The sequence below is a fragment of the Pseudomonas sp. PA-5-4B genome (assembly GCF_021606215.1).
Classification (GTDB): domain Bacteria; phylum Pseudomonadota; class Gammaproteobacteria; order Pseudomonadales; family Pseudomonadaceae; genus Aquipseudomonas; species Aquipseudomonas edaphica.
This window is the reverse complement of the sequence record NZ_WKDB01000021.1, coordinates 51224-74619: the sequence shown is the minus strand read 5'-3', so window position 1 is coordinate 74619 and position 23396 is coordinate 51224. Positions and strand designations below refer to the sequence as shown.

Genomic DNA, 23396 nt, shown 5'->3' with positions numbered 1-23396 from the left:
ATCTCTATAGTGAGAGCCACTCTCATTTAGGAGCTTTGCCATGCGACTCGACAGTTCAACCTTTCCCGTGGTGAAAATCGTGTTTGACGCGCCTAACGAAGGCGGCCCGGAGGATGCTTTTGCGGTGTTCGAAAGCCTGCTGGCTCGCCAGCAAGCGTTTGTGCTGCTGCACGAAAAAGCCGTCGACGAAAACAACCACGAGCACTCTCACGAGGAGCGCAAACACGCCTCGATCTGGATGAAAAAAAACAAACAGGCGTTGCGCACTTACGTCAAAGGCATGATCCAGGTGGAACCCAGCGCCGCGCAACGCCTGGCCCTCAAGCCATTTGCGCTGATGTTCGGCAAGGCCTGGGGCTACCCGCTGCTGGTGGTGGAATCCAGGGAGCGCGCCTGGGCGCTGGCGCGGGATGTACTCGATGAGCAGGTGTCGGATGTGGCGCATTTTTGATGTGCCCGATCGTTGCGCTATCGTTCCCATGTTCCGCGTGGGCATGCATCCTGTGACGCTCCGCGTCACGACTTCAGGTGCGGGACGCGGAGCGTCCGAGGCGGCATTCCCACGCAGCGCGTAGGAACGATCAAGGGGGTGTCCTCGCGGACGCATTAAAGTATCCTCCGCGCCCCGCTTATCACTGATTCAATAAGAATGACCGGACAAGACATGCAGGCACTGCTGGAATCGATCCTGAGCGAAGTTCGCCCCCTGATCGGCCAGGGCAAAGTCGCCGACTACATTCCCGCACTCGCCGATGTACCCGCCAATCAGCTTGGCATCGCCGTGTACGGCAACGATGGCTCGGCCTATTGCGCAGGCGATGCCGACACGCTGTTCTCGGTACAGAGCATCTCCAAGGTGTTCAGCCTGGTGCAGGCCATCGACCATGGCGGCGAAACCATCTGGGAGCGCCTGGGCCACGAGCCTTCGGGGCAACCGTTCAATTCCATGGTGCAGCTGGAGTTCGAACGCGGCCGCCCGCGCAATCCCTTCATCAATGCCGGCGCCCTGGTGATCTGCGACATCAACCAGTCACGCTTCGCCGTGCCGATTTTGTCGATGCGTGACTTTGTGCGGCGCCTGTCGGGTAACCCGCAAATCCTGGTCAACAGCGTCGTCGCCGACTCCGAGGCCCAGCACGGCGCGCGCAACGCGGCAATGGCCTATTTGATGAAGTCCTTCGGCAACTTCCACAACGACGTCGACGCGGTGCTGCACAGTTACTTCAACTACTGCGCGCTGCAAATGAGCTGCCTGGATTTGGCCCGGGCATTCAGCTTCCTGGCCAACGAGGGCGTAAGTGCCCACAGTGGCGAGCAGATTTTGACCGCGCGCCAGACCAAGCAGGTCAACTCGATCATGGCCACCAGCGGGCTGTATGACGAGGCGGGCAACTTTGCCTACCGTGTGGGTTTGCCGGGCAAGAGTGGCGTCGGCGGCGGAATTGTCGCCGTGGTGCCGGGGCAGTTTACGGTGTGCGTGTGGTCGCCTGAATTGAATGCGGCGGGGAACTCGCTGGCGGGGATGAAGGCGTTGGAGTTGCTGAGCGAGCGGATTGGGTGGTCGGTGTTTTGAGTGCCTGGGGATTCACGCTGATGCATGAATCCCCTTGCTGATCAGGACCTGTGAGGTTTCACGAACAGATCAAGCATCAAAAACAATGCCCCGGCTGTAATTGCGATATCAGCAATATTGAACACGCCGGTATGTGTTGGCCCCACGTTCAGCACCATGTAATCCACGACATGCCCGTCGCGAAACACACGGTCGATCAAGTTGGCGATACCGCCCAAGGCAATCGCGTAAAGCGGCAAGACTTTACGCAGCGGCTGGCTCCAGTTGGAAAGCGACCACCACATGGCCCACGTCACCACGACGGCTACGCCAACGATAAAGATCAGCTGTTTGACCTGCGGCGGCAATGCGGCGCCCAGGCTGAGGAAGGCGCCTGGGTTGAGGCTCAGTTCCAGCGCAAGGTTGAGAGGGCTGGAGCCAATTTTGAAGCTGCTGGCTTGCAGCGAAACCAGGGCCAGCAGTTTGACCAACTGGTCCACGGCAACAAAAGCAAGGCCGGCGAGGAGGGCGAAGGTGCGGCTTCGTAGAAGGGGCGAGGTACTCAAGCGGTAACTTCCTGTTCCGGTCTGTCGATAGAGCGCCCGAAGATAGCTCAGGCGCTCTATCTCGTCCATCTTCAGGCGGCTGGGTGGGCCACGTTCAGGGCTTTGTCCACCAGCAGTTGCACACCTTCGAGCATGCGGCAGATGCCCAGCGCGACATTGCGTTGGGAGCCGTCGATTTCAAACGCCAGGTGGTTGGCGATATCGCTGATGGACGCCAAGTCCTGGGAAGCGTTGACCAGCAGGGTTTCGGTGCCCAAGTCGGCGCGCACGGTGAAGATGCCTTCACTGGGTTCGGGAATGGGTTTGCCGGGGTTGAGGTAGTGGGCGATCGCACGGTAGGCCACTTCGTGCAGGGTGCTGGTGTCGTAGTCTTGTGGGCCTGGGGGGTTTGGGCTGTCTTTGATCATGGTGAAGCTCCTTTATAAATGGAGCTGCCACGATTCGCGGTCAAACGAATTAGGGTGGCAGCTATACGCGGGTTAACCGACCGGCTAAAGAAGCAAATCCGGCATACCCGAAGGTATCCCGCGTACAGCTGCCGCGACACGATACATCAGGCGTAAAAAAAACGCCCAGGATCGGTGTGGGTGCAGTTGCTCTTTAAAGTCGGACGGTCAAATCCGGCCGCTGAATTGGCAGCGACGGCACAGAGATTAGTCAGCCCACTTCCGACCGACAACCTGAAACCACTGTGGGAAATATCTGAACGCACACGATCTCCTGTGGGAGCTGGCTTGCCTGCGATAGCCATAGGTATCTACACAACCGGTTAACACGAAGTCTGTGGCAGGTGGGCTGTTGTGGCGAGCAGGACAAGCCTGCTCGCCACAGGAGAAATAGGCTGCTTTTAAAAGTTGTGTAGATACCTATGCTGCGATAGCAGTGTGTCAGTCAACCCATGCGGTACTGAAAGGCCGTCATCGCAGGCAAGCCAGCTCCCACCTATTGATCTTCATCGGTTTTGAGGTTGATCGTTCACAACGCGTGGAAACGATCTTCAGGCGGCTGGGTGCGCTACGTTCAGAGCTTTGTCCACCAGCAGTTGCACACCTTCGAGCATGCGGCAGATGCCCAGCGCGACATTGCGTTGGGAGCCGTCGATTTCAAACGCCAGGTGGTTGGCGATATTGCTGATGGACGCCAGATCCTGGGAAGCATTGACCAGCAGGGTTTCGGTGCCCAGGTCGGCGCGCACGGTGAAGATGCCTTCGCTGGGTTCAGGAATGGGTTTGCCGGGGTTGAGGTAGTGGGCGATCGCACGGTAGGCCACTTCGTGCAGGGTGCTGGTGTCGTAGTCTGGCTGGCCTGGGGGATTTGGGCTGTCTTTGATCATGGTGAAGGTCCTAAGATTAAGTGGAGCTGCCAACGTTCGCGGTCAAGCGAAGAGGGTGGCAGCTGTACACGGGTTGACCGACCGGCAATCAAAGGAAATCCGGCATACCCGAAGGTATCCCGCATACAGCCACCGCAACACGATACCTCAGGCGTGAAAAAAACACCTGAAATAGGTTAGAGCCAAGCTGTACTTTAATTAATCGGACGGTCAAATCCGGCCGCTGAATTGGCAGCGACGGCACAGAGATTAGTCAGCCCACTTCCGACCGACAACCTGAAACCACTGTGGGAATTATCTGAACGCACGCGATCTCCTGTGGGAGCTGGCTTGCCTGCGATAGCAGTGTGTCAGTCAACCCATCCGGCACTGAAAGGCCGCCATCGCAGGCAAGCCAGCTCCCACAGGTTGATCTTCATCGCTCGTTGATGGCGAGTGTCATACCTGCGAGCTATGAACCAGGCGCAAACCAGCGTATCCAGCCCGCCCATAACAGCATGAGCACGCCGACACACAGCAGTACGGCGTACACCGGCCGTACGCGGCGGGCGCGGTCTTGCAGTGCGCCGAGGGCGCAGAGTGCGATGAGCAGCGCGAACACCCAGTGGGGCAGGTGGGCGGTGATGCCTAAACGGTTTCGTCCCCGTGGCTTGATCGGCGAAGTGTTGCGGGTTGCGGGTTTTGGCCGGTTCATGGACGAGTCCTTTCGCTCATGATGAATGGGTGAGCCAATCGATGATTGCGCTCTCGACTGGCTAAGCTAGCGCAGTTTGTGGGAGGCGTAACCTGTGAGAATTGACAGTTTTTTGAACTGTTTTGGCATTCACCGGAGATTCAATGTGGGAGCTGGCTTGCCTGCGATAGCAGTGTGTCTGCCAACCCATGCGGTACTGGAAGACCGTTATCGCAGGCAAGCCAGCTCCCACAGGTTGATCTTCATTGGGGTGGAGATTTGCGTTTGTTCCAAACAAAAAATGCGCCCCAGAGGGCGCATTTTTTTGTTCGGTCAGCAATCACCTAATCAAGCAATCGCATCCCAAGCCCGATCACCGTGCTCGTCTTTAATCCGAGTCGGCAAGCCCATCACGTCCAGCGCCTTCAGGAACGGCTCAGCCGGCAGTTCCTCGACGTTGGCCATGTGTTTCACGTCCCACTCGCCACGCGCCACCAGCAGCGCAGCGGCCACCGGTGGTACGCCTGCGGTGTAGGAGATGCCTTGGCTGTCGGTCTCGGCAAAGGCTTCTTCATGGCACGCCACGTTGTAGATGAACATCTCACGTGGCTGGCCGCCTTTGGTGCCTTTGACCAGGTCACCGATGCAGGTTTTGCCGGTGTAGCCGGGGGCGAGCGAAGACGGGTCGGGCAGCACGGCCTTGACCAGTTTAAGCGGCACGACTTCCAGGCCTTCGGCGGTGGTGACCGGTTTTTCGGAGAGCAGGCCGAGGTTTTTCAATACGGTGAACACGTTGATGTAGTGTTCGCCGAAGCTCATCCAGAACCGCACGTTGGGCACATCGAGGTTTTTCGACAGCGAGTGCACTTCATCGTGGCCGGTAAGGTAGAGGTTCTGCGAACCGACGACCGGCAGGTCGTCGGTGCGTTTGACTTCGAACATGGTGTTGCTGGTCCACTGGCTGTTCTGCCAGCTCCACACCTGCCCGGTGAACTCGCGGAAGTTGATTTCCGGGTCGAAGTTGGTGGCGAAGTATTTGCCATGGCTGCCGGCATTGACGTCGAGAATATCGATTGAATCAATGCGGTCGAAATGCTGTTGCTGCGCCAGCGCGGCATACGCGTTGACGACACCCGGGTCGAAGCCCACGCCAAGGATGGCGGTGATGTTCTTCTGTTTGCACTCTTCCAGGTGGTTCCATTCATAGTTGCCGTACCACGGCGGGGTCTCGCAGACCTTGCCCGGCTCTTCGTGAATGGCGGTGTCCAGGTACGCAACGCCCGTGTCGATGCAGGCACGCAGTACCGACATGTTGAGGAACGCGGAACCCACGTTGATAACGATCTGCGACTCGGTCTCGCGGATCAGGGCCTTGGTCGCTTCCACGTCCAAAGCGTTCAGCGCAAAGGCCTGGATGTCGGCGGGCACCTTGAGGCTACCCTTGGCCTTGACGCTGTCGATGATGGCCTGGCATTTGGAGATGTTGCGCGACGCGATAGCAATACGACCGAGTTCGTCGTTGTGCTGCGCGCACTTGTGGGCCACCACCTTGGCGACACCTCCTGCACCAATGATAAGAACGTTCTTTTTCAATTGCTTTATCTCTCCTTTATCCGCCAGCTTACGAAAGGCTGGACAGGTAGTCGTCGTAACCAAATTCACGAACCACCTCGACTGTACCGTCGAGTTGTTTCACTACGATGGACGGCATTTTCAGGCCGTTGAACCAGTTTTTCTTGACCATGGTGTAGCCTGCGGTGTCGATGAACGACAGCCGATCGCCGATGGCCAGCGGACGATCAAATTGATACTCGCCGAAGATGTCCCCGGCCAGGCAGGATTTGCCGCACACCATCACGGTGTGTTCGCCGTCGCTCGGCGCTAATTTGGCGTTGAGGCGGTAGATCAGCAAGTCCAGCAGGTGAGCTTCGATGGAGCTGTCTACCACGGCGAGGTTCTTGCCGTTGTAGAGGGTGTCGAGCACGGTGACTTCCAGCGAGGCGCTGTTGGTGATCGCTGCTTCACCCGGTTCCAGATACACCTGCACGCCGTACTGCTCGGAGAACGCTTTCAAGCGCGCGCAGAACGCGTCCACGGCATAGTCTTCACCGGTGAAGTGGATGCCGCCGCCAAGGCTGACCCACTCGACCTTGTGCAGCAGCGCGCCGAAGCGTTCTTCGATGGTGCCGAGCATTTTGTCGAACAGGCTGAAGTCGCCGTTCTCACAGTTGTTGTGAAACATGAAGCCCGAGATTTGATCAATCACGCCTTCGATCTTCACCGGGTCCCATTCGCCCAGGCGGCTGAACGGGCGCGCCGGGTCGGCGAGCAAATAGTCGGAGCTGCTCACCTGCGGGTTGACGCGCAGGCCGCGGGTCTTGCCTTCGCTGCGTTCGGCAAAACGTTGCAGTTGGCTGATGGAGTTGAAGATGATCTTGTCGCAGTTCTCCAGCATCTCTTCGATTTCGTCATCGGCCCAGGCCACGCTGTAGGCGTGCGCTTCACCTTCGAACTTCTGGCGACCGAGCTTCAATTCATACAGCGACGACGAGGTGGTGCCGTCCATGTATTGCTGCATCAGGTCAAACACCGACCAGGTAGCAAAGCACTTGAGCGCCAGCAAAGCCTTGGCGCCGGACTGCTCGCGCACGTAAGCAATCTTCTGCATGTTGACCAGAAGCTTCTGTTTATCGATGAGGTAGTACGGCGTTTTGATCATTTTTGAGAGCCTGCGGCGGTGCCTGCCAAAAAAGGACACGCATTGTGCCCGCACTTGGATCAGATCGAAAGGTTAGCGGGCGGATTTGCTGAACCCTACGTCGCAATAAAGACATTCTCGTGAACCCTGGCTGCCATTAAACCGTCATCTCCCTGGCACCGTCCTGCCACATTCCCCCGTTACTGTCCTCGCCAATGAGATCGATCTCAAGCGAGTGACAATGACTGATTTGAAAGACGTTGCGCAGTTGGCCGGTGTATCCCGCGCCACTGCCGCCCGCACCTTCGCCTCCCCGGAGCAGGTGCGCGAGGCCACCCGTGAGCAGGTGTTCGCTGCTGCCCGTGAGCTGGGTTTTCGGCCCAACCTGCTCGGCCGCCAGTTGCGCCTGCAAACCACCCATCTGATCGGTGTGGTGGTGCCCAACCTGCTCAACCCGGTGTTTGCCGAACAGTTCCAGGCCATGGAGCGCGCAGCGCGGCTGCGTGGCTACAGCTTGTTGCTGGCGACCACCGATTACAGCTGCGAGCGCGAAAGCGTGGTGGTCGAAGAGCTGCTGCGCCAGCGTGTGGATGGCTTGGTGCTGACCGTCACCGACGCCGAGAGCAGCAGCGTGCTGAACAGCCTGGCTATGGAGCAAACCCCGTTTGTGCTGGCTTACCACCAGCCGAGCAACCCCGGCTACAGCGCGGTGTCGGTTGATAACCGCGCGGGCATGGCACTGGCCACGCGGTATTTGCTTGAGGCCGGGCACCGACGCATCAGCATGGTCGCCGGGCCTGCCTTGCAATCGGACCGTGCGCGACTGCGCTACGCCGGGTATTGCGATGCGATGAAAGCGTATGGCCTTCAACCGCGCGCCGTGATCGAAATGCCGGCGCACACCCAGGCCGAATTTGCCGCGATCCAGCCGTATCTGCAAGGCCCGGACGCGCCCACGGCGTTGGTGTGCTCCAACGATTTCCTGGCCATCAGCCTGATCGCCGAACTGCGCCGCAATGCCTGGAATGTGCCCGAGCAACTGTCGGTGATGGGCTTTGACGGTATCTCCCTTGGCACCCAGATGCACCCGACCCTGTGCAGCGTGGTGCAGCCCATTGCACTGCTGGCCAGCACGGTGATTGACCAACTGCTGGCGCAAATCGCCGGTAACGCCCCGATTTCCCATTGCTTGCCTTGCCATATCCGGCCGGGCGAAAGCACTCAACCCCATGAGGAGCCCCTCGATGCGCGCATTCAGTAAAACCCTGGCCGCTGTGTTGCTGTGCGGTGTGGCCAGCCTGGCCCAGGCCGCCGAAACCGCGATTTGCTACAACTGCCCGCCGGACTGGGCCGACTGGGGCACGCAGCTCAAGGCCATCGCCGCCAGCACTGGCGTACAGGTGCCGCTGGACAACAAGAACTCCGGCCAGTCGCTGGCGCAACTGGTGGCGGAAAAGGCCGCCCCGGTCGCTGACGTCGTGTACTACGGCGTGACGTTCGGTTTACAAGCGCAAAAAGCCGGGGTGGTGGAGGGTTACAAACCCAAGGGCTGGGAGCAGATTCCCGCAGGCTTGAAAGACCCCGAGGGCCGATGGTTCGCCATCCATTCGGGCACCCTGGGCATCATGGTCAACGTCGACGCGCTCGGCGGTTTGCCGGTGCCGCAGAGCTGGGCCGACCTGCTCAAGCCGCAATACAAAGGCATGGTCGGCTACCTCGACCCCTCCAGCGCATTCGTCGGCTACGTGTCTGCCGTGGCCATCAACCGTGCCTTGGGCGGCGACCTGGATAACTTCGCCCCGGCCATCGACTATTTCCAGAAACTGGCGAAAAACGCGCCCATCGTGCCCAAGCAAACTGCCTATGCACGGGTGCTGTCCGGTGAATTGCCGATCCTGGTGGATTACGACTTCAACGCCTACCGTGCCCGCTACAAGGACAACGCCAACGTTGCCTTTGTGATCCCGCAAGAGGGCAGCATCAGCGTGCCGTATGTGATGAGCCAAGTGGCCAATGCGCCGCATCGCGCCAACGCCGAGAAGGTGCTCGACTTCGTGCTCTCGGACCAGGGCCAGGCGCTTTGGGCCAAGGCGTACCTGCGCCCGGTGCGCCCGGTGAAAATGCCGGCCGAGGTCGCCGCACAGTTCTTGCCCGACAGCGATTACGCCCGCGCGGGTGTCGTGGACTACCAGAAAATGGCCGCGGTGCAGGAAGCCTTCGCCGCCCGCTACCTCAACGAGGTCAAGTAAGTGGCAACTTCGACCCGACACGCGGCCTGGGCGCTGGCCCCGGCTTTTGTGGTGCTGCTCGCCTTTTGGCTGTTGCCGTTGGCGCACCTGGTGGTGTTGGGCGCCGAGAGCCGTGACAGCAACGGCAGCGGCTATTGGCAGGTGCTGAGCAGCGCGCAATACCTGGGCAGCCTTGGGCAAACCCTGATGCTTGCGATGGTGGTGACGCTGGTCGCGCTGTTGATCGGTGGCATCAGCGGTGTGTTTCTGGCACGCCAGCAGTTTTTCGGGCGTTCGGCGTTGGTGGCGCTGCTCACGTTTCCCTTGGCATTTCCTGGCGTGGTGGTGGGCTTCCTGGTGATTCTGTTGGCGGGGCGTCAAGGCTTGTTTGCGGCGCTGGGGATGCACTTGGCCGGTGAGCGCTGGATCTTTGCCTATTCGTTGGCGGGGTTGTTTGTCGGCTACCTGTACTTTTCGATCCCACGGGTGATTCTCACGGTGATGGCTGCGTGCGAAAGCCTCGATCGCAGCCTCGAGGAGGCCGCGCATTCGTTGGGCGCGGGGCATTGGCGCGTGGTGTGTGACGTGATCGTGCCGGGCTTGGCGCCGGCGCTGGCTTCTTGCGGGGCCATCTGCTTTGCCACCTCCATGGGCGCTTTCGGCACGGCCTTCACCCTGGGTACACGCCTGAATGTCACACCGGTGGCGATCTACAACGTGTTCACCAATTACGCCAACTTTGCCGTGGCAGCCGCGCTGTCGGTGGTGCTCGGCGCGGTAACCTGGGCGGTGCTGTTGCTGACACGACGCCTGGTTAAAAACGCGGGGACTGTCCTGTGAAGCGCCCATCGCTGTTTGTGATTCAACTGCTGTTCACCCTGCTGGTGTGCGCTTTCATGCTGGTGCCGGTGTTGATGTCGTTGTTGGCCGGGTTGACGCGCAATTTCTTTGTCGGCCTGTCCAGCGGCTTGACCTTCGATTGGCTGATCCAGGTGTGGCAGGCCTACTCGCCGACGGTGTGGCTGTCGCTGCAATTGGCGCTGGCCTGCGCGGTGTGCGTCTGTGTGTTGGGTGTGCCCGCAGCGTATGCGTTAGTGCGCATGAACAACCGCTTCAGCCGTGCGTTCGAGGAACTGATGGTTCTGCCGGTAGCGATGCCGGGGCTCGCCAGTGCGTTGGCGTTACTGCTGACCTACGGCCAGTTCGGCACCTTTCGCAGCAGTTGGCTGTTCATTCTTGTCGGTCACGTACTGTTCACGCTGCCGTTTCTGGTACGCCCGGTGATGGCGGTGATGCAACGCCAGCACCTGCCAGTGCTGGAAGAGGCCGCCGCGAGCCTGGGGGCCGGGCCGATCAAGCGTTTTTTCAGTGTGGTGGTACCCAACTGCCGGGCGGGGATTCTGGCGGGCGTACTGATGGTGGTCACCCTGAGCCTGGGTGAGTTCAACCTGACGTGGATGCTTCACACGCCGATGACCAAAACCTTGCCGGTCGGTCTGGCCGACAGCTATGCCTCGGCGCGCCTGGAAATCGCCAGCGCCTACACCCTTATCTTTTTGCTGATGATCGTGCCGCTGCTGATTGCGTTGCAGGCCATCAGTGCTCGTTTGTCCCGTGGAGAGCGTCGATGACTGCTATCACTATCCGCCTGAAGGGCTGTCGCAAGGCGTTCGCCGACGGCACCGTGGCCGTGCATGACTTGAACCTGACCGTCGAAGGCGGTGAAACCCTGGCGATTCTCGGCCCGTCCGGCTGTGGCAAAACCACCACCCTGCGCCTGATCGCCGGGCTGGAACGCCCGGACGTGGGGCAGGTGTTTTTCGGCGACCAGGACGTCACCCGCCTGCCGATCGAGCGCCGCGATGTGGGCATGGTGTTCCAGAATTACGCGCTGTTTCCCAACCTGGATGTGGCCGGGAACATCGTCTATGGCTTGAAGATTCGCGGCCTGTCGCCCGTTGCGCGCAACAAGCGTTGTGAAGAACTGCTGGAACTGGTGGGTTTGCAGAACCACGGCAAACGCAGCATCCACGAATTGTCCGGGGGCCAGCGCCAACGCGTGGCCCTGGCGCGAGCCTTGGCGCCGCGCCCCAAAGTGCTGTTGCTGGACGAGCCGTTGGCAGCCCTGGATGCGCAATTACGCGAGCGTTTGCGCAGTGAGTTGGATGAGCTGTTGCGTGGGTTGGGCATCACCTCGGTATTTGTCACCCACGACCAAGGCGAAGCCATGGCCCTGGGCGATCGCATCCTGGTCATGGAGCGGGGCCGTGTTGCGCAACTGGCCAGCCCGCGTGAGATCTACCAGCAACCGGCCAATGCGTTCGTCGCAGGCTTTGTCGGCAACCTCAATGCCTTTGTGGTGCTTGATCGCACCGCCCACGGCCTGAAAGTCTGCGGCGGCGAGTTGCCGTGGCACAGGGCTGACTCGCCGAGCACCGTCTATTGCCGGCCCGAACACTTGCGGGTGATGGAAGACGAAGGGCACGTGCACGGCCATCTTGTGGCGCAATTCTTCCAGGGTGCACAAAGCCGCCTGCTGGTGGATGTCGGTGGCGCCCAACCGCTGCTGGTGGACAGCAGCGACAACCTATTGCACAGCGTCGGCGCACCGATTGCCCTGGCGATTGCGCCACACAAGTTATTTACCCTCAATGCTTGAGAATTTACTGTGAACCGTCCGTTTGTTGTTGCCCAGATCAGCGACCTGCACCTGAAAGCCGGTAATCGCCTCACCTATGGCGTGGTCGACACGCTGGGCGCACTGCGCCGTGCCGTCGACCATCTGAATGCCAGTGACCCACGGCCCGACATCGTGGTGGTCAGCGGCGACCTGGTGGATTTTGGTCGCGCCGATGAATACGCCGTGCTGCACCCGGAGCTGTCGCGCCTGCACATGCCTTGCTATGTGGTGCCGGGCAACCATGACACGCGTGGGCCGTTGCTGGATGCATTCGGCGATCACCGCTATTTGCCGACGTCGGCGGATGGCCCGCTGGACTGGGTTGTGGATGAGCACCCGTTGCGCTTGATCGGCCTCGATTCGACCATCCCCGGTGGCCATGGCGGGCAGTTGCTGGAAAGCCAGTTGCAGTGGCTGGACGCGCAATTGGCGCTGCGCCCGCATGTACCGACCCTGCTGATCCTGCATCACCCGCCGTTTATCAGCGGCATCGGTCATATGGACCGCGAACCTTTTATCAACGCGGCTGCGCTGGAAAAGGTCGTCTCCCGCCACCCACAAGTGGAGCGTCTGTTGTGCGGCCATTTGCACCGCCCGATGCAGCGGCGTTTTGGCGGCAGCCTGAGTTGTGTCTGCCCCGGCACCTCCCACCAGATCGTGCTCGACCTGCAAGACGCCGCGCCCGCGCATTTCAACCTGGAGCCGGCGGGTTACCTGTTGCATCGCTGGGATGAACAGCACGGGTTGATCAGCCACAACGGTGTGTTCGGGGACTACCCGGGGCCGTATCCGTTTTATGACGCCCATGGATTGATTGACTGAGGTTTCACGGAGGTCCACTTCCTTATAACCAGGTAATTGAACGTTAGTTAACGCAGCGACCCACTCACGTTTGGTCGCGTGCACCCTGCTGCCCTTTTTTGCGCCCGGAACTTGGATTCCGCGCCGGAGTTCGCCTTGATGAAAGCCACTTTGAATGTTTTAAGCGTATTGACCGGCGGCTTGGGCATTGCCCTGAGCCCCTTGGCCTCGGCTGACTTTCTGAACGACAGCAAAGCCAACCTGAACATGCGTAACTTCTATTTCAACAACGATAACCGCGACGGCACCGCCGCGCCGTCGAAGACCGAAGAGTGGGGCCAGGCCTTTATTCTCAACTACCAGTCGGGCTTTACCGACGGCACCGTAGGCTTTGGCCTGGATGCTATCGGCATGCTCGGCCTGACCCTCGACAGTGGTGCCGGCCGCCATGTCGGCAGCTCGATGATCCCCAACGATGACGGCAAAGCTGCCGACAGCTGGGCCCGTGGCGGTGCGACCGCCAAGGCGCGTTTCGCCAAGAGCGAGCTGCGCTACGGCTACCTGCGCCCAAACCTGCCGATTCTGGTGAGCAACGATGGCCGTCTGCTGCCACAGTCTTTCGAAGGTGGGCAGATCACCAGTAAAGACATCGACAACCTGACCTTGATTGGCGGCCAACTGCAACACACCACCGGCCGCGGGTCCAGCGACCGCAGTGGCCTGGCAGCGGCAGGCGGCACCCAGGAAAGCAATAAATTCAACTACGCCGGTGCCGACTATCAAGTAAACAAGGACCTGCTGGTGCAGTACTACTACGCCAACCTTGAAGACTATTACCAACAACACTTTGCCGGGCTGATCCATGTGTTGCCGTTGGGTGACTACGGCTCACTGAAAACCGATCTGCGTTATTTCAAGACCACCTCCGACGGCAAAAACAGCAGCGCCGCCGGCCGTGCAGAAGGCTATAAGTTCAGCGGCTATACCAAGAACGGCACGGGGGAGATCGACAACAACACCTGGAGCGCCGCGTTCATCTATTCGCTCGGCCCGCACGCCATTACCGCCGGTTACCAACAAGTCTCGGACGACAGCAACTTCGCCCAACTCAACCAGGGCGGGCTGGTGAATAAAGGGGAGGGCGGCTCCAGCCTGTACCTCTACACCGATCGTACCGTGCAAACGTTTATCCAGGCCGGTGAACGCACGGCCTTCGCCCAATACGCCTACGACTTCGTCGCGCTCGGCGTGCCCGGCCTGAAAGCGTCGGTGATGTACTTGAAGGGCGACCACATCCTCACCGCCAGCGGCAACAACGCCAGCGAATGGGAACGGGATATCTCCCTGGACTACGTGGTGCAAAGCGGCCCGTTCAAGAACGTCGGGTTCGGCTGGCGCAATGGCGTGTCGCGCAGCGAAGTCGCGCGGGACCAGGACCAGAACCGGGTATTTGTGAATTACTCGATTCCGTTGATGTAAGGCTCAAGGTCCGGTGACGCCCGGCACAAGCGATTTCGCGTGGGTTGCTGTGCCATTGGTTATCTGATGAAAGCCGCAGCGCAGATAAAACGCTGCGGCTTCTGGTGTATCGGTGGTCAGGTGCACCTGTTGAAAATGTGCCGCTGCGTGTTCCAACAACCGTTGCACCAGCGCCTTGCCAACGTTGTGTCTGCGCATTGAGGGGGCAACGTACACTCGGCGTAACCGGCCGGTGTCTGGATTGGAGTACGGATCACGTGAAACACCTCCGATCGCAATCAACAGGTTGTGACGAAACACGCCCAATAGGCACTCACCAGGTTTGTCAAACCGCAGGGTGCCGTTTTCCCATTCGCTGACAAGCCGGGTCAAAAATCTGACCGCATTGGATGATTCTATCGTTTGGCCGGCTGACACTCTACCTGTGGCGAGGGAGCTTGCTCCCGCTGGGGCGCGCAGCGGCCCCGATTTAATGTGTAGCGGGCGCCCAGGGACTCACTACAGAGTGTGGCTTCGGGACTGCTGCGCAGCCCAGCGGGAGCAAGCTCCCTCGCCACGTGTGCGCCAATCAACCACAAACGTTCAAGATTGCGCACCACCCCGCTCAGTAGACTCGCCCGACTTCTTCTACTGCAGGTTCGCCATGGACATTTTCCTTTACGCGTTCAGCGTCATGTACAGCCCCGGTCCCGTCAATTTGATGGGCCTCAATGCCGGGCTTACGGGCAAATTGCGTCGCTCCAGCGGTTTCTACATCGGCGTGGGGTGCGCGATGCTGCTGATGTTCGTGCTGTTTGGCTACACCGGCGAAGCGATCATCTCCCAGGCGGCATTGCCGTATATTTCTTTGATTGGCGGTGTGTACACGCTGTACCTCGCCTACCAGGTGTTCACCGCACGTACCGAAGTGGATGACGCCCCAAGCACGCCTGCCAAGACCTTGACCTTCTGGAATGGCCTGGTGATCCAGTTGCTCAACCCCAAGGGCATCGTCGCGGTGTTGCCAATCACCAGCGTGATGTTGCCGGCGGCGCATATCACCGGGGCCTCGATCTTTGGCGTATCGGCCTTGCTGGGGCTGGGGGCGGTCGGCGCGCCGTGGGTTTACGCATTGTTGGGCGCACTGTTGGGGCGGCGGATCAACGGGGCGGCGGCGTTTACCTGGTTCAACCGCTGCATGGGGCTGGCGTTGGCCGGGTGTGCGTATTTCATGTTTCACGCGTTCTACCTGCACGTTATTGCGCCTTGAACCCGGTGGCGCGCAGTTTCAGGCCACAGGGCGCTTGAGCTCAATGGCATCAAGGCTTTTCCAGCGGTACAGCATCACCGAGATCGCGCAGTTGGCGACAAAGATCCCGTTGATGTTGTACCCGACAGCTTGTTGCGCACTTGGCTATTGGAGTCGCTGAAAACCTGGGCAAGACGGTGGATCATCAGGTAAACCCTATGTGCAATGGTGCGACCGCGCGCAAGCTTGCGCAGCCCATGTGGGAAACTTGATGGATATTGCCGACGTCGATGATGAAGTCTGTACGGTTTTTTTTGTGTTAAGTGTTGGAGAGGACGATGACGAGCATGAACGAACAATCCGCCGAGGCAGTGATCGCGTTCTGGAAGCAGGCAGGGCCAAAACGCTGGTTCGCCAAGGACGACGCGTTTGACGCAGCCTTTCGCGAGACCTTTCACGCCACGCATATGCAAGCCGCCCGGCGTGAGTTGGAAAGCTGGCTGGATTCGGCGCAGGGTGCGCTGGCCTTGCTGATTTTGCTGGATCAATACCCGCGCAATGCGTTTCGCGGCACGGCCCATATGTTTGCCACCGACCCGCTGGCGCGTTTGTATGCGCGGCGGGCGGTGGACGCCGGGTTGGATCAACAGATCGAGCCCGAACTGCGCGCCTTCTGTTATCTGCCGTTTGAACATTCCGAAGACCCGGCGGACCAGCAGCGTTCGTTGGCGCTGAACCAGTATTTGGATGCCAGCACCTACCATTGGGCCAAGGAGCACGCGGATATCATTGAACGGTTTGGGCGGTTTCCCCATCGCAACGCGGTATTGGCCAGGCCAACCACCCAACCCGAGCATGAGTTTCTCAAGGCCGGTGGTTTCGCCGGCTAGGCCGTGATCGTTCCCATTGCGTGGGAGCGATCATGGGCCTCCTAGACCTCGGTGGGTGCCAAGGCTGCCTTGGCGCCCACCGGACGAAAGCGCCGCAACCCCTTGAGGTCGACCGCCCAGCGCAAGGCTTCGGTGGCCGACGGGCGCTGGCCATGGCTGATTGCGCTGTCATCCTGAGTGAGCGTGCCGAGGTAACCCTGGGCACCGCCGCGCTCGCTCCAGTAATGGGTGTGGCTGAGCCAGGAGCGGGCGAGCCAGCCTTTCCAGGTGCCTACGGTGACGGGTAAATCCAGCACGCCTGCACCCATCACCGGCTTGACCGGGCCGCCGACGATATCGCCAAACAAGCCGTAGGGCGCGGGAAAGTAGAGGTTGGTCCAGCGCGTCACGGCAAACGCCGCGGCATGGTGCAGGTACTGCGGGGTAAACGGTTTTTGCCCAAGCATCACTGGCTTGCGTGCGTTATAGCCATAGCCCTTGGTGTCTTCGGTCGGTGGGCAGGCCGGCGCTTCGCGGCGTTCAATGCGTTTTTTGAAGTCACTCACACTGCGGCCCAGCAACAGGCTGGCGTGGGCCATCGGGCTGCCGACGGTGACCAGGTCGCTGATGCGCCACGGATTGCCCAGGCCGCGTTGCTCGATAAATGCCTGGGCCTGCTGCTCGCGGAACCTCAAGGTGCTGCCCAGGCTGCCATCGAGGGCGGCGCCGGCGTTGGGCAATGCTTCATTAATCACCGGTTGCAACGTGGCATTGGCGGCATAACGATTGGCCAACTCGCGGTTGCTGGGGATCACCTGGGTCAATTGGTCGTGGTGTTCATGCCACAGGTAACCGACGATGTCGTAAGCAATCACGCTGCCCAGGCTGTGGCCGACGACGATGATACGGTCGTAGTCGCCCTGGTTGTGCAGGGCGCGCAGCAACGCCACCCCGTCTGCGCGGATCTGTTCGCGAATCACCACGTTCTGCGGGTTGGGACTCAAGTAGCGCGCCGCATCGCCCAGGTAAGACAGCGCTGAATAGCGCAACCCTAGCCCGATGGCGCCAAGCAGCAGTGGCAACAGTGCGAACGGATTGTCACTGGGCTCGAACCCGCCCCAGGCCGTGGCGAGAGTGCCACTGGCAATCAGCAGCAGGAGCACCATCAGCGTCCAGCGCGTGGTGCGCCAGATCGGCACGATGGCCTCGGGAATGTCACGGCGCGGGCGTTTGAAAATATCCCATAGCCAGCCCAGCAGGTGACCGACCCTGGTGCCCTGCATCTTGTGGGCCCAGTAGTATTCATAGAAGTCCGTGGAGGTGCGACCTGACGACTTCAGTACGCGCAGATCGAAATTGCGCGAAAGCCGGTCTGGCTTGCTCCAGTAAAACGGTGTGCCATCGGGCGGGGCGGCAGGGATCATCGCTTCGACGAAGCCGCGTAGCGTGTCCATTGGGCGCTGTTCGCCGATGCCGTGGATAACCACAACTGCTTGTTTCATAAGCTTATCTTCCTTGAAAGCCATGGGGGTAATGCGACGAATACCGGGGCGGTTTTGCTTCGTAGCCAAGAGCTATGATATTGCCATCAATGCGACTGATTCCGCCAGGAATGCACTCGGTGCGCCAGACACTTTTTACGCCAGCCCTGTTAATTCTGACAGTAGACGGAGTATTGGATTCGGCGTGTAGTGCTGTGAGTCCGCCCAGGTGAGGGCGGGTACCTACCTGTTACTGAGGTAGGTGCTCTTAGGCCCCAGGAGTGTCGATCATGTCTGATTCAAGCCAAGCCCCGCGTGACGTCTGCTGCACCGTTGTATCTGAGCAGTGCCATGAAGATCACAAGGCCTGCCTCGATCATGGGGAGGTGGCGCACGTGCATATTCATGTTCATGTACACCATAAATGCTGTTCGACGGGGGCGGTGTCCGTACCCGTACCCGTGCCGGTGGCCGAAAAAAAATTGCCAGTTATCAGGCTTGGTTTTACCAATATTGCAATTGGCAGTCCGAATTATTCTAAAGTGATGCCGCAGGTCAAGTTGCCAGCCAACTATGGTGCAGAGGGCACGTATAATAAAATTCAATCTGTCATTACGTTTGATGCGATGGCCGATATTGTATCGGCCACCGTAACCGCTGCCGAACTCAAGGCTAAATATGACGTGCTGTCGGTAGGGCTGCATGTGAGTACGTTTACCGTGGCACAAGCTGCCAAGTTGAAAGCCTATGCCGATTTGGGCGGTGTCTTGCTGCTGACCTGTGATAATAGTACTGCGGCTGGCATGACAAATGTTATGCAGGTATTTGGGCATACCGGCTCCTTTGTTGTCACTCCATCATTTACTTATAGCGGAGTGTCCTCCGTATCAGAAAGCTTTAGCAGCTATTTTGGCAACTCTGAGGCGGTTCCGCTTAAGGGCGGTGGGCTGTTGGCAATAACGGCTGCGCAACTCCCTGTCGACAGTAGAGTGATAGCCACTTACGGAACTAATGTGCTGTTCTGGGTAGTGGGTGGGACAAAGGGCCGGGTGGTCGCCTTTAGTGATATAGACCTGGCGGTGATTGATGTCGATGGCGCTACGATCGATAACGGGCAAGAGAGATTTGTAAATAATATGATGGCTTATGTTTTTGATCAGGTGCTGGTGAGCGCGGAGTAAGCGCATATACGGTCGGCAGTAACGTTCCGGTAAATTTTCTAAGTTTATAGGAGTTTTGAATATGTCTGATTCAAGCCGGTCCCCGCGTGAAATCAGTGGTGTCGTAGTTTCTGAGACGTGCCGTGAAGATCACAAGAACTGCCTCAGTGGTGAAGAGGTGCATGTACACGTGCATGTTCATGTGCACCGTCATTGTTGTTCGGCGGCGACTGCGGCCGTGACCAAGCCAGTAAAGTTGCAGGCTATAAAGTTTGGTTTTACGGGTGTCGCCATTGGTAATTCAAGTTACCCCAATTTGATGGCGCAGGTTAAAGAACCCGCAAATTACGGAGCCAGCGGGACTTATAATAAAATCCAGTCTGTAGACGCTATTGATGCCACGGCAGATATTGTTGCTCCCTCTATAACGGCTGCTGAATTGAAGGCTAAATATGATGTGCTGTCTGTCGGGTTGCATGGCAGTAATTTTACCGTGGTACAAGCCGATAGACTGAAAGAGTATGCCGCGCTGGGCGGCGTCTTGCTGTTAGCCTGCGATACTGGCGCCACTGTAGGCATGTTGAATGTTTTACAGCGATTTGGGCATACCGGTACGCTTGCTGGCGTGCCTGTTGTGGGGGTTTACAGTGGCTTGTCTTCCACAACGGAAAACTTGAGCAGCTATTTCGGCAACTCTTCAGGCGTGACAATCAAGGGGTCTGCATCACTTGCAATGACTGCAACACAACTTCCCCCAGGCAGCAAGGTGTTGGCTACTTTTGGTGCTAATGTGCTTTTTTGGTTGGTAGGCGGCACGATGGGCCGAGTGATCGCATTCAGTGATATTGAACTTACCACCACTGAGGTTTCAGGCACCACGGTAGACAATGGGCAAGAGAAGTTCTTGAATAACATGATGGGCTATGTATTTGATCAGGTGTTGGCAAACGCTGGATAAGGGCTCGCATTCCCACTTGGAATGCCCCCATAAAAATCGTGCATTGTCTTTCCAGCTGCCGATCTCGTAGCGTGGGCATTCACCCAAGGAGAGCCTTTATGCCGTCACCGTCTTTGCGCCTTTATGTCGATGCTCAATTCACCAGCCCCTACGCCATGTCGGTATTCGTCACCCTGCTGGAAAAGGGCATGACCTTCGAAACCGTCACCCTTGACCTGGACACGGCGCAAAACCAGGCAGCGGAATTTGTCCAACTGTCCCTGACTCAGCGTGTGCCCACGTTGGTGGAAGGCGACTTCGCCTTGTCGGAGTCCTCTGCAATCAGCGAATACCTGGATGAGGCTTTCCCCCAGACCACGGTATACCCGACGGACTTAAAACAGCGGGCGAGGGCGCGGCAGGTTCAGGCGTGGTTGCGCAGCGACTTGCAGGCTATTCGCCAGGAACGTTCGACGCTGGTGGTGTTCTATGGGCAGAAGATGCCGCCGTTGTCGCCTGCGGGTGAGGCGGCCGCGCACAAGTTGATTCAGGCGGCACAGGCGTTATTGGCAGGCAACCCGCTGTACCTGTTCGGTGCGTGGTCGATTGCCGATGTTGACCTGGCGGTGATGCTCAACCGTTTGATCCTCAACGGTGACAACGTGCCCGCCGAGTTGGTGGCCTATGCACAACACCAATGGCAGCGGCCTTCCGTGCAGGCCTGGGTCAACCTGCACCGCCCGGCGCTCTAGGGGTTACAGCCATTCCTGGGCCACACGCCGGCCCAGGTCTTCCCAATCGGCCATGCCCAACACCCGCGTGGTGTTCAAGCCGCGCAGGTAACCGAGCAGTTGCTGGGCGCTGGCGTAACGCAGGTCGGCGTCTGCGGTGTCGTCCTGCAGCACGTTCTCATATTCAACCAGGTAATCGGCGACCCGCTCGCGAAACTCCGGCAATACGGCTTCGCGGATGCGGTCGAAGGTTTTCTGGTGGGGCTTCATGGCGTGGTCCTTATAGGTTTTATGGAGTTAGGCTGCCTGACACTATCGGTTCAAATGATAGTCACCATCAAGGATCACACGTTCTGTTTTTGCGCCAAAAGCGGACAATCACGCCATCGACACGCTGTTCAAGGAAATGCGCGATGAGGACGATAATCCAGCTGGGCCTGATGATACTGATGCTCGGCACCACGGTGCTGGCCAACCCGGCGATTGCCGATGATCTGCGTACAAGCCATTTGCTGCCTCTCGTCGGTAGCGTAGACTCCCTGCGGCACGCGCAATCGGTGGGGGTGTTGTACAGCGAAAACACCCGCGACAACCTCAGCTACCTTGAACGCTACCACGCCATGGCCATGAACGGCGCCAAGGATGCCCTCGACGGGCGCATCCGTGAAGCGTTCGTCAACAGCTCCGACCCGGAACTGGCCATCGATTGGTTAATGAGTTCGTTGCAGGGCACTTTTCTTACAGTAACGGTCTATAGCAGCCTCGATGAATTGGTGCAGGCGCACCCGGATGTGGTGGTGGTGCTCGATACCCACAACCAGCTGCTGACCCAGCGTAACGATCAGGTTGAGGCGCGCTTTGTTGCACGGTTCTATGACGCGAACCTGCAATACATCGCCAAGGCTGAAGGCTCGGTGCACAAACAGGTGCCGTCTGTGTGGGTGCATGACAAGGCGGTGCCGGAAATTGCCGCACAGATTGAACAGCAGCGTGATGTACAGCTTGATGCATTGAAGCAGTTCGATGTGTCGCTCAAGGCGTTGGTAAGCGCCAGTTGATGTGAACTTTTCTTTTTATACTCAGGATTTTATATGCGCGCTTTTTTCGTTCCGGCCCTGGCTGCGGCTCCTTTGTTGCTGACCGGTTGTATCACCGCTCCCAACGCTCCGAGCTTGACCCTGCAAACCAATAAGACCCCTGAAGGCTATGTGCAGTGCGTGTTGCCCAAGCTTGAAAAACACGGCATTACCTCGACGGTGACCCAGAACTCGCGTCATGCCAAAGTGGTGTTGACCAGCAAGATTGCCGCCGATGATGTACTGGAAGCCTACAAGTCCCAGGACGGCACCAAGGTGTTCCTGTATGAGCGTAAGCCACTGGCGTCGGCGATCAAGCCATCGCGGCTTGAGTTGGCGGCACAGGATTGCAAGTAATCCGAGCCTTCACACCGTTCAAGCCAGCTCCCACATTTGGATTTATGGTGGGCCTAGGGTTTGGCTTCGTTGCTGAAGGCGTTCACGCTGTTGACCAACCCCTTGGCTGCCAACGCCACCAACTCACCGCCTTTTTCCACCGTCGCCAGCGCAGGATCAGAGCCCATGCGCCCGTCGGGGAAGCGTGCGCGAAAGTCCAGCGCTTCGCGGATCGGCCCGGTGTTGGCGATTTGTGGCGAATACTCAGCCGACTTGATCGACTCTGGGTACGCCCACTGCGTCACTGCAATTTCCGACGGCGTGGCGTGGCTGCCGTGGCCCACCGGGAATTGGCGGTGAGCCAGTTCGTTGACGCCTTCCAGGTCCCACCAGTTCACCAGCTTGAGTGCAAACCCGGCCGGGCGGCGCGCGTAGCTGGCTTCGGCGTACAGCTCGGAAAAGGCCGCCTCGATGGTGGCGATATTGCCGCCGTGACCATTCAAGAACAGGATTTTCTCGAAACCATGCCCGGCCAATGAACGCACCCAATCGCCAATGGCAGCGATAAAGGTGGAAGGGCGCAGGGAAATGGTCCCGGGAAAACCCAGGTGGTGCTGGGCCATACCGATATTGAAGGTCGGGCCGATCAGGATGTCGGCGTTTTTCTGCGCCTCGTGGGCGATGATTTCCGGGCACATCCAGTCGGTGCCCAATAGGCCGGTGGGGCCATGCTGCTCGTTGGAGCCAATGGGAATAACCACCGTGCGGCTGCGTTCCAGAAACTGCCCGATTTCGATCCAGGTGGAGGTGTGTAGAAGCATGCGACGCTCTCTTTTATCTGTGGGGACAGGCTAACCACCACGGATTGTACGACTACTCGCCACCTGTTGGGGTTTGCAGTTGAGATACGTCGACGACTTCAGCCAGCGCTGGTCCGGGTACCAGGAGAACATGAACTGCCCATCCTTGAGTTTGTCTACCACCTGGCGCGCTACTTGCGGGCGCACGGCCGGGCAACCCTGGCTGCGGCCGATTCGGCCTTCGCGCTTGCTCCACGCCGGGTTGACGTAGTCGGCCGCATGAATCACCAGTGCGCGGTCGCGGGCCTGGTCATTGAAGCCCGGCTCCAGGCCGTCCATGCGCAACGAGTAGCCGTGGGTGCCCAAGTAACTCTCCTGGGTGCGGAACAAACCCAGGCTGGATTGGTGGCTGCCTTCCCGATTGGAGAATTGCGTGGCAAAGTTTTCCCCGGATTTGGCACCATGGGCCACCAGGTCGCGCAGTACCAGGGACCTCTTGCGTAGGTCGAAGATCCACAGCCGACGGGCGGTAGAGGGCTGGGAGTAGTCAATGACGGCCAGGCGATCCGAGCGTTCCTCGCCGTTATTGACCGCGCATTGCACCGCGCTCAGGGCGCTTTTCAGTACAGTGGGATTGAGTTCTGGAGCCGAGCGCGCCAGGCTGCTATACAAAGTAGGAGGGTTGGCAGTGGCGGCGAGCGTAACATTGCTCAGCGTAGCCAGGGTCATGGCGATCAAGCCGGCGCGGCATATTAAAGTCAGCATCTA

The 23396-nt window shown here is 59.1% G+C and carries 26 protein-coding genes and 1 pseudogene; 16 read left to right on the top strand and 11 right to left on the bottom strand.

Translation table 11 applies throughout. The features are described from left to right. Positions 1–40 precede the first annotated feature (40 nt). Positions 41–451: a hypothetical protein gene (locus GIW28_RS12810; RefSeq protein WP_099547791.1), complete on the top strand. Its 411-nt coding sequence runs from the start codon at positions 41–43 to the stop codon at positions 449–451. Positions 452–664: 213 nt separating this feature from the next. Then, a complete protein-coding gene (glsB, locus tag GIW28_RS12805; protein WP_017136872.1) occupies positions 665–1573 on the top strand; it encodes a glutaminase B in 909 nt (302 codons plus the stop codon). A gap of 41 nt (positions 1574–1614) precedes the next feature. On the opposite strand, the gene GIW28_RS12800 is transcribed toward glsB, so the two are convergent. The 6 genes from GIW28_RS12800 to GIW28_RS12775 form a co-directional block, all read right to left on the bottom strand. Then, the gene (locus GIW28_RS12800) at positions 1615–2118 is read right to left on the bottom strand and encodes a signal peptidase II (RefSeq protein ID WP_099547793.1); all 504 of its coding nucleotides are present in this window, start codon (positions 2116–2118) and stop codon (positions 1615–1617) included. Positions 2119–2189: 71 nt separating this feature from the next. After that, positions 2190–2525, bottom strand: coding sequence for a DUF6124 family protein (locus GIW28_RS12795; RefSeq protein ID WP_058422214.1), 336 nt, complete (start codon positions 2523–2525; stop codon positions 2190–2192). 590 nt (positions 2526–3115) lie between these two features. Then, positions 3116–3451 carry a DUF6124 family protein gene (locus tag GIW28_RS12790; protein ID WP_170040084.1) on the bottom strand — a complete coding sequence of 112 codons (336 nt, stop codon included), beginning with the start codon at positions 3449–3451 and terminating at the stop codon, positions 3116–3118. Positions 3452–3902: 451 nt separating this feature from the next. Further along, positions 3903–4145 (bottom strand): hypothetical protein, encoded by a 243-nt coding sequence (locus tag GIW28_RS12785; RefSeq protein ID WP_017136867.1) that lies wholly within the window; start codon positions 4143–4145, stop codon positions 3903–3905. Between the two features lie 327 nt (positions 4146–4472). Then, a complete protein-coding gene (locus tag GIW28_RS12780; protein WP_017136866.1) occupies positions 4473–5717 on the bottom strand; it encodes a saccharopine dehydrogenase family protein in 1245 nt (414 codons plus the stop codon). Between the two features lie 28 nt (positions 5718–5745). Next, a complete protein-coding gene (locus GIW28_RS12775) occupies positions 5746–6843 on the bottom strand; it encodes a carboxynorspermidine decarboxylase (RefSeq protein ID WP_017136865.1) in 1098 nt (365 codons plus the stop codon). A 220-nt stretch (positions 6844–7063) separates the two neighbouring features. Between GIW28_RS12775 and GIW28_RS12770 the strand changes: the two genes are divergently transcribed. The 7 genes from GIW28_RS12770 to GIW28_RS12740 all read left to right on the top strand — a co-directional run bounded on the left by GIW28_RS12770 (position 7064) and on the right by GIW28_RS12740 (position 14010). Beyond that, positions 7064–8083: a LacI family DNA-binding transcriptional regulator gene (locus GIW28_RS12770; protein WP_017136864.1), complete on the top strand. Its 1020-nt coding sequence runs from the start codon at positions 7064–7066 to the stop codon at positions 8081–8083. Then, positions 8067–9071 carry an ABC transporter substrate-binding protein gene (locus GIW28_RS12765; protein WP_169987749.1) on the top strand — a complete coding sequence of 335 codons (1005 nt, stop codon included), beginning with the start codon at positions 8067–8069 and terminating at the stop codon, positions 9069–9071. Before GIW28_RS12770 ends, GIW28_RS12765 begins: the two co-directional genes overlap by 17 nt. Continuing rightward, the gene (locus tag GIW28_RS12760; RefSeq protein ID WP_236447077.1) at positions 9072–9890 is read left to right on the top strand and encodes an ABC transporter permease; all 819 of its coding nucleotides are present in this window, start codon (positions 9072–9074) and stop codon (positions 9888–9890) included. It abuts the gene before it with no gap. After that, a complete protein-coding gene (locus tag GIW28_RS12755) occupies positions 9887–10681 on the top strand; it encodes an ABC transporter permease (RefSeq protein WP_236447078.1) in 795 nt (264 codons plus the stop codon). Before GIW28_RS12760 ends, GIW28_RS12755 begins: the two co-directional genes overlap by 4 nt. Then, the gene (locus GIW28_RS12750; protein WP_017136860.1) at positions 10678–11709 is read left to right on the top strand and encodes an ABC transporter ATP-binding protein; all 1032 of its coding nucleotides are present in this window, start codon (positions 10678–10680) and stop codon (positions 11707–11709) included. Before GIW28_RS12755 ends, GIW28_RS12750 begins: the two co-directional genes overlap by 4 nt. Positions 11710–11718: 9 nt before the next feature. Further along, entirely contained in the window at positions 11719–12552 is an 834-nt protein-coding gene (locus tag GIW28_RS12745) for a phosphodiesterase (RefSeq protein WP_099547799.1), read from the top strand. A 138-nt stretch (positions 12553–12690) separates the two neighbouring features. Then, positions 12691–14010 carry an OprD family porin gene (locus tag GIW28_RS12740; RefSeq protein ID WP_017136858.1) on the top strand — a complete coding sequence of 440 codons (1320 nt, stop codon included), beginning with the start codon at positions 12691–12693 and terminating at the stop codon, positions 14008–14010. Positions 14011–14013: 3 nt separating this feature from the next. On the opposite strand, the pseudogene GIW28_RS12735 reads toward GIW28_RS12740, so the two are convergent. Then, positions 14014–14388, bottom strand: a pseudogene (locus GIW28_RS12735) (GNAT family N-acetyltransferase); the annotation flags it as partial. Positions 14389–14653: 265 nt separating this feature from the next. Between GIW28_RS12735 and GIW28_RS12730 the strand changes: the two are divergent. Both GIW28_RS12730 and GIW28_RS12725 read left to right on the top strand, forming a co-directional pair. Then, entirely contained in the window at positions 14654–15259 is a 606-nt protein-coding gene (locus GIW28_RS12730; RefSeq protein ID WP_099547802.1) for a LysE family translocator, read from the top strand. Positions 15260–15585: 326 nt separating this feature from the next. Further along, the gene (locus GIW28_RS12725) at positions 15586–16128 is read left to right on the top strand and encodes a DUF924 family protein (RefSeq protein ID WP_236448109.1); all 543 of its coding nucleotides are present in this window, start codon (positions 15586–15588) and stop codon (positions 16126–16128) included. Between the two features lie 41 nt (positions 16129–16169). On the opposite strand, the gene GIW28_RS12720 is transcribed toward GIW28_RS12725, so the two are convergent. Then, positions 16170–17609: a lipase family protein gene (locus tag GIW28_RS12720; protein ID WP_236448110.1), complete on the bottom strand. Its 1440-nt coding sequence runs from the start codon at positions 17607–17609 to the stop codon at positions 16170–16172. A gap of 269 nt (positions 17610–17878) precedes the next feature. On the opposite strand from GIW28_RS12720, the gene GIW28_RS12715 reads away from it, so the two are divergent. From GIW28_RS12715 to yfcF, 3 genes are all read left to right on the top strand, one after another. After that, on the top strand, positions 17879–18769 hold the full coding sequence (locus GIW28_RS12715; protein WP_236448111.1) for a hypothetical protein: 891 nt from the start codon (positions 17879–17881) through the stop codon (positions 18767–18769). A gap of 61 nt (positions 18770–18830) precedes the next feature. Beyond that, positions 18831–19706: a hypothetical protein gene (locus tag GIW28_RS12710; RefSeq protein WP_236459096.1), complete on the top strand. Its 876-nt coding sequence runs from the start codon at positions 18831–18833 to the stop codon at positions 19704–19706. A gap of 98 nt (positions 19707–19804) precedes the next feature. Beyond that, on the top strand, positions 19805–20437 hold the full coding sequence (gene yfcF, locus GIW28_RS12705; protein WP_236448028.1) for a glutathione transferase: 633 nt from the start codon (positions 19805–19807) through the stop codon (positions 20435–20437). A 3-nt stretch (positions 20438–20440) separates the two neighbouring features. Here yfcF and GIW28_RS12700 read toward each other — a convergent pair whose 3' ends face one another. Next, positions 20441–20686, bottom strand: a complete 246-nt coding sequence (locus tag GIW28_RS12700) for a hypothetical protein (RefSeq protein ID WP_017136849.1) — start codon at positions 20684–20686, stop codon at positions 20441–20443. A 143-nt stretch (positions 20687–20829) separates the two neighbouring features. Here GIW28_RS12700 and GIW28_RS12695 point away from each other — a divergent pair, with 143 nt between their 5' ends. Then, positions 20830–21474: a hypothetical protein gene (locus tag GIW28_RS12695; protein ID WP_017136848.1), complete on the top strand. Its 645-nt coding sequence runs from the start codon at positions 20830–20832 to the stop codon at positions 21472–21474. 33 nt (positions 21475–21507) lie between these two features. Beyond that, positions 21508–21849, top strand: coding sequence for a hypothetical protein (locus tag GIW28_RS12690; RefSeq protein WP_017136847.1), 342 nt, complete (start codon positions 21508–21510; stop codon positions 21847–21849). A 53-nt stretch (positions 21850–21902) separates the two neighbouring features. Here the strand turns inward: GIW28_RS12690 and GIW28_RS12685 are convergent, their stop codons facing one another. Continuing rightward, positions 21903–22649 carry a creatininase family protein gene (locus GIW28_RS12685; protein ID WP_065912055.1) on the bottom strand — a complete coding sequence of 249 codons (747 nt, stop codon included), beginning with the start codon at positions 22647–22649 and terminating at the stop codon, positions 21903–21905. Between the two features lie 30 nt (positions 22650–22679). Continuing rightward, the gene (locus GIW28_RS12680) at positions 22680–23393 is read right to left on the bottom strand and encodes a murein L,D-transpeptidase catalytic domain family protein (protein ID WP_017136845.1); all 714 of its coding nucleotides are present in this window, start codon (positions 23391–23393) and stop codon (positions 22680–22682) included. Positions 23394–23396 lie beyond the last annotated feature (3 nt).

Excerpts from the sequence above, each read along its gene's own strand:
- GIW28_RS12810 (WP_099547791.1), top strand. The coding sequence starts at position 41 with ATGCGACTCGACAGTTCAACCTTTCCCGTGGTGAAAATCGTGTTTGAC.
- glsB (WP_017136872.1), top strand. The coding sequence starts at position 665 with ATGCAGGCACTGCTGGAATCGATCCTGAGCGAAGTTCGCCCCCTGATC.
- GIW28_RS12795 (WP_058422214.1), bottom strand. The coding sequence starts at position 2,525 with ATGATCAAAGACAGCCCAAACCCCCCAGGCCCACAAGACTACGACACC.
- GIW28_RS12790 (WP_170040084.1), bottom strand. The coding sequence starts at position 3,451 with ATGATCAAAGACAGCCCAAATCCCCCAGGCCAGCCAGACTACGACACC.
- GIW28_RS12785 (WP_017136867.1), bottom strand. The coding sequence starts at position 4,145 with ATGAACCGGCCAAAACCCGCAACCCGCAACACTTCGCCGATCAAGCCA.
- GIW28_RS12775 (WP_017136865.1), bottom strand. The coding sequence starts at position 6,843 with ATGATCAAAACGCCGTACTACCTCATCGATAAACAGAAGCTTCTGGTC.
- GIW28_RS12770 (WP_017136864.1), top strand. The coding sequence starts at position 7,064 with ATGACTGATTTGAAAGACGTTGCGCAGTTGGCCGGTGTATCCCGCGCC.
- GIW28_RS12765 (WP_169987749.1), top strand. The coding sequence starts at position 8,067 with ATGCGCGCATTCAGTAAAACCCTGGCCGCTGTGTTGCTGTGCGGTGTG.
- GIW28_RS12750 (WP_017136860.1), top strand. The coding sequence starts at position 10,678 with ATGACTGCTATCACTATCCGCCTGAAGGGCTGTCGCAAGGCGTTCGCC.
- GIW28_RS12740 (WP_017136858.1), top strand. The coding sequence starts at position 12,691 with ATGAAAGCCACTTTGAATGTTTTAAGCGTATTGACCGGCGGCTTGGGC.
- GIW28_RS12730 (WP_099547802.1), top strand. The coding sequence starts at position 14,654 with ATGGACATTTTCCTTTACGCGTTCAGCGTCATGTACAGCCCCGGTCCC.
- GIW28_RS12725 (WP_236448109.1), top strand. The coding sequence starts at position 15,586 with ATGAACGAACAATCCGCCGAGGCAGTGATCGCGTTCTGGAAGCAGGCA.
- GIW28_RS12720 (WP_236448110.1), bottom strand. The coding sequence starts at position 17,609 with ATGAAACAAGCAGTTGTGGTTATCCACGGCATCGGCGAACAGCGCCCA.
- GIW28_RS12715 (WP_236448111.1), top strand. The coding sequence starts at position 17,879 with ATGTCTGATTCAAGCCAAGCCCCGCGTGACGTCTGCTGCACCGTTGTA.
- GIW28_RS12710 (WP_236459096.1), top strand. The coding sequence starts at position 18,831 with ATGTCTGATTCAAGCCGGTCCCCGCGTGAAATCAGTGGTGTCGTAGTT.
- yfcF (WP_236448028.1), top strand. The coding sequence starts at position 19,805 with ATGCCGTCACCGTCTTTGCGCCTTTATGTCGATGCTCAATTCACCAGC.
- GIW28_RS12700 (WP_017136849.1), bottom strand. The coding sequence starts at position 20,686 with ATGAAGCCCCACCAGAAAACCTTCGACCGCATCCGCGAAGCCGTATTG.
- GIW28_RS12695 (WP_017136848.1), top strand. The coding sequence starts at position 20,830 with ATGAGGACGATAATCCAGCTGGGCCTGATGATACTGATGCTCGGCACC.
- GIW28_RS12690 (WP_017136847.1), top strand. The coding sequence starts at position 21,508 with ATGCGCGCTTTTTTCGTTCCGGCCCTGGCTGCGGCTCCTTTGTTGCTG.
- GIW28_RS12685 (WP_065912055.1), bottom strand. The coding sequence starts at position 22,649 with ATGCTTCTACACACCTCCACCTGGATCGAAATCGGGCAGTTTCTGGAA.
- GIW28_RS12680 (WP_017136845.1), bottom strand. The coding sequence starts at position 23,393 with ATGCTGACTTTAATATGCCGCGCCGGCTTGATCGCCATGACCCTGGCT.